Here is a 2,963-nt window from a genome sequence, read left to right on the forward strand (position 1 = left end):
GGGCCGGCGTGTTCTGGATCGTGTGGCGGATCGTGCTGCCGCTGTCCAGGGCCGTGGTCGCGGTGGTCGGCCTGTTCTACGCGGTCGGCTACTGGAACGTCTGGTTCACCGCGCTGCTCTACATCGACGACAACCAGAAGTTCCCGATCCAGCGGGTGCTGCAGAGCTTCATCCTGGCCGGGCAGGCGCCGCAGAACTCGGGGGTCGCGGCCGGCGCCGCGCTGCCGCCCACCCTCGCGGTGAAGATGGCCGTCGTGGTCGTCACCGTGCTGCCGATCACGCTCGTCTACCCCTTCATCCAGCGCCACTTCACCCGCGGCGTCATGGTCGGCGCGGTCAAGGGATGATCCTCGCGGGGCGCACGGGCCGTGTGGTGTTTCCCGGGGCGGGCGATCTCCCGGCCGACCTGTGATTGCCTCATAACTGTCGGTGAAGTGCCGATCAGGAGACCATGCGTATCCGGAAGCCGGCCCTAGGTGCCCTGGCAGTGCTGCTCAGCTTCGGCATCGGCGGCTGCGGCCGCGACGACGGGCCCGCCGCGCCGGCCGCGCAGGCCAAGGCCGCCACCGTGATCAGCGCCGCCTCGATCACCGCCGGACAGGCCGTGCCCGTGCCTTCCGGCAAGGCGGCGCTCACCCTCGGCGGCAAGATCACCCGCGGCAACCGCAAGGGCGCCCTGCTGCTCGACGTCGCGACGATCGAGAAGATCGGCGTCAAGCAGATCGGCGTCTACGAGCCCTGGGTCAAGCAGAACCTGGACTTCCGCGGCGTCTGGCTCAGCGACCTGCTCGCCGTCGCCGGGGTCGCGCCCGGGGCCACGAAGCTGCACGTCGTGGCGCACGACGACTACGCCGTCGACATTCCGCTCGCCGACGTCAAGGAGGGCGACATCATGCTCGCCACCCGCAGTGGCGACGGCGCCGCGCTCCCGCTGGACAACGGCGGCCCGACCCGTGTCATCTACGCGGACGGGGTCTCGGCCGGCGCCAACCCCGACCAGTGGATCTGGAGTCTCAAGACGATCGACGTGCTCTGATGGACGGCGAGCGCGGACCGACGGCGACCCGGAGGTCCCGGCCCGCCGGGATCCTGCTGGCCGTCGTCATGGTCGGCGCAACCGGCGGCATCCTCGGCATGGTGGTGCGCAACTCGGTGCTGCTCGGCCGGATGACCGAGGGCCTGTCCCTCGCCCAGCAGCGGGCCACCAACCTGCACAACCTCCAGGTCGCGATGCTGCACATGCAACTGGAGCTCGACGGCGCGACCGACCCCGCCGACGCCGAGGACCTCGAGATCCGCGAGGGCCTGGTGGTGCGGATGACCACCGTCGTGATCACCCTGTTCGAGGGGTCACCCGGCCCGGCCCGGGTCCTGATCGAGGTCCGCGACTCGCTCAACCGCTTCCCGTGGAGCAAGGTCGGCACCTCTTCCGACCCGCAGATGCTCCTCGCGGCCCGGACCCTGGTGTCCCAGGTCGAGGACCGGGTCAACGCGATGTACTACGAGCAGGAGAAGCTCTTCTACGACGCCACCGCCCGGTCGCTGGAGACCAGGCGGGACAGCCAGATCGCGCTGATCGGCCTGGTGTCGCTGGTGGCCGTCGTGAGCGCCTGCTGGCTGGTGGTGCTGCGGCGCCGGACCCGGTCGCGGATCGCGTCGGCGTACGCCGCTCTGGTCACCGAGGTGTCCGAGTGCCGCGCTCTGCAGGAACAGCTCAGCCACCAGGCCTTCCACGACGGGCTCACCGGCCTGCCGAACCGGGCGCTGTTCATCGAGCGGCTCGAGGCCGAGATGGCCGGCACCGCACCGCCCTCGGTCGCGCTGGTCGACCTGGACGGCTTCAAGCACGTCAACGACACCCTCGGCCACCAGGCCGGCGACGAGCTGCTGCAGCGCATGGCCGAGCGGCTGCGGGCCTGCGTCCGGGCCGGCGACACCGTCGCCCGCCTCGGGGGTGACGAGTTCGCCGTGGTGGTCCGCGCCGGGGGCGACGGTGCCGCGGAGGCGATCAGCCGCCGCCTCATCGACGCGCTGCGCGAGCCCATCCGCGTCGCCGGTCAGGAGCTCGGGATCAGCGCCAGCGTCGGCATCGCGCACCTCGGCGACCAGGCCGGCGCGGACGAGTTGCTCGCCGACGCGGACATCGCCATGTACGCCGCGAAAAGTGCCGGCAAGGCCAGGTTCGAGGTGTTCCACGGCGACATGCGGGACCGCGCGCAGCGCCGCGCCCGGCTCGAGCACCAACTCACCCGGGCCGTCGACCAGGGCGAGATCGACGTCTTCTATCAGCCCATCGTCGGCATGCACAGTGAGCGTGTCGTCGCGGTCGAGGCGTTGGCCCGCTGGCGGCACCCGGTGGACGGTCTGGTGTCGCCGGCCGAGTTCATCCCGGTCGCCGAGGAGACGGGGCTGATCCGCGAGATCGGGCGCGAGGTGCTCGGCCAGGCCTGCCGCACGGTGCAGGAGTGGCGGGGGTCGGTGCCGGGGTACGCGGACCTCACCGTCGCCGTCAACGTCTCGGTCCGGCAGCTGCTGTCCGGCGTCTTCACCACTCATGTGCTCGAGGCGCTCGCCGTGAGCGGGCTGCCCGCCGAGGCGCTCACCCTCGAGATCACCGAGAGCATGGCGCTGGAGGACAGCGAGATGGTCACCGCCGAGCTGGACCGGATCAGAGGGCTCGGGGTACGCCTGGCGATGGATGACTTCGGGGCCGGATACTCCTCGATCGCCTCGCTGCTGCGCCTGCGTGTGCACGTACTCAAGATCGACAAGACGTTCCTGGACCTCGACAACCGCAACCGCGGCACCCTGCTGCGCGCGGTCACCGAGATGGGGCACACGCTCGGGCTGACCGTGGTGGCCGAGGGCGTCGAGACCGCCGAGCACCTGGCGCACCTGCGGGCCGCCGACTGCGACATGGCCCAGGGCTACCTGCTGGCCCGGCCGATGCCGGCCGCGGACGC

General features: G+C 71.2%; 2 protein-coding genes and 1 pseudogene. All 3 read left to right on the forward strand.

The genetic code is table 11. From position 1 onward, the window contains the following. A pseudogene (locus AB0M20_RS35510) lies at positions 1–347 on the forward strand (carbohydrate ABC transporter permease); the annotation flags it as partial. 104 nt (positions 348–451) lie between these two features. Then, complete coding sequence (locus AB0M20_RS35515; RefSeq protein WP_364304909.1) at positions 452–1,036, forward strand: molybdopterin-dependent oxidoreductase; 585 nt, start codon at positions 452–454, stop codon at positions 1,034–1,036. After that, a partial coding sequence (locus AB0M20_RS35520; protein ID WP_364304911.1) for an EAL domain-containing protein occupies positions 1,036–2,963 on the forward strand: 1,928 nt, incomplete at its 3' end. The genes AB0M20_RS35515 and AB0M20_RS35520, both read left to right, overlap by 1 nt.

The sequence above is a fragment of the Actinoplanes sp. NPDC051633 genome (assembly GCF_040681735.1).
Classification (GTDB): Bacteria; Actinomycetota; Actinomycetes; order Mycobacteriales; family Micromonosporaceae; genus Actinoplanes.

Bases quoted from the DNA above. Each gene is read 5' to 3' on its own strand.
- AB0M20_RS35515 (WP_364304909.1), top strand. From the start codon at position 452: ATGCGTATCCGGAAGCCGGCCCTAGGTGCCCTGGCAGTGCTGCTCAGC.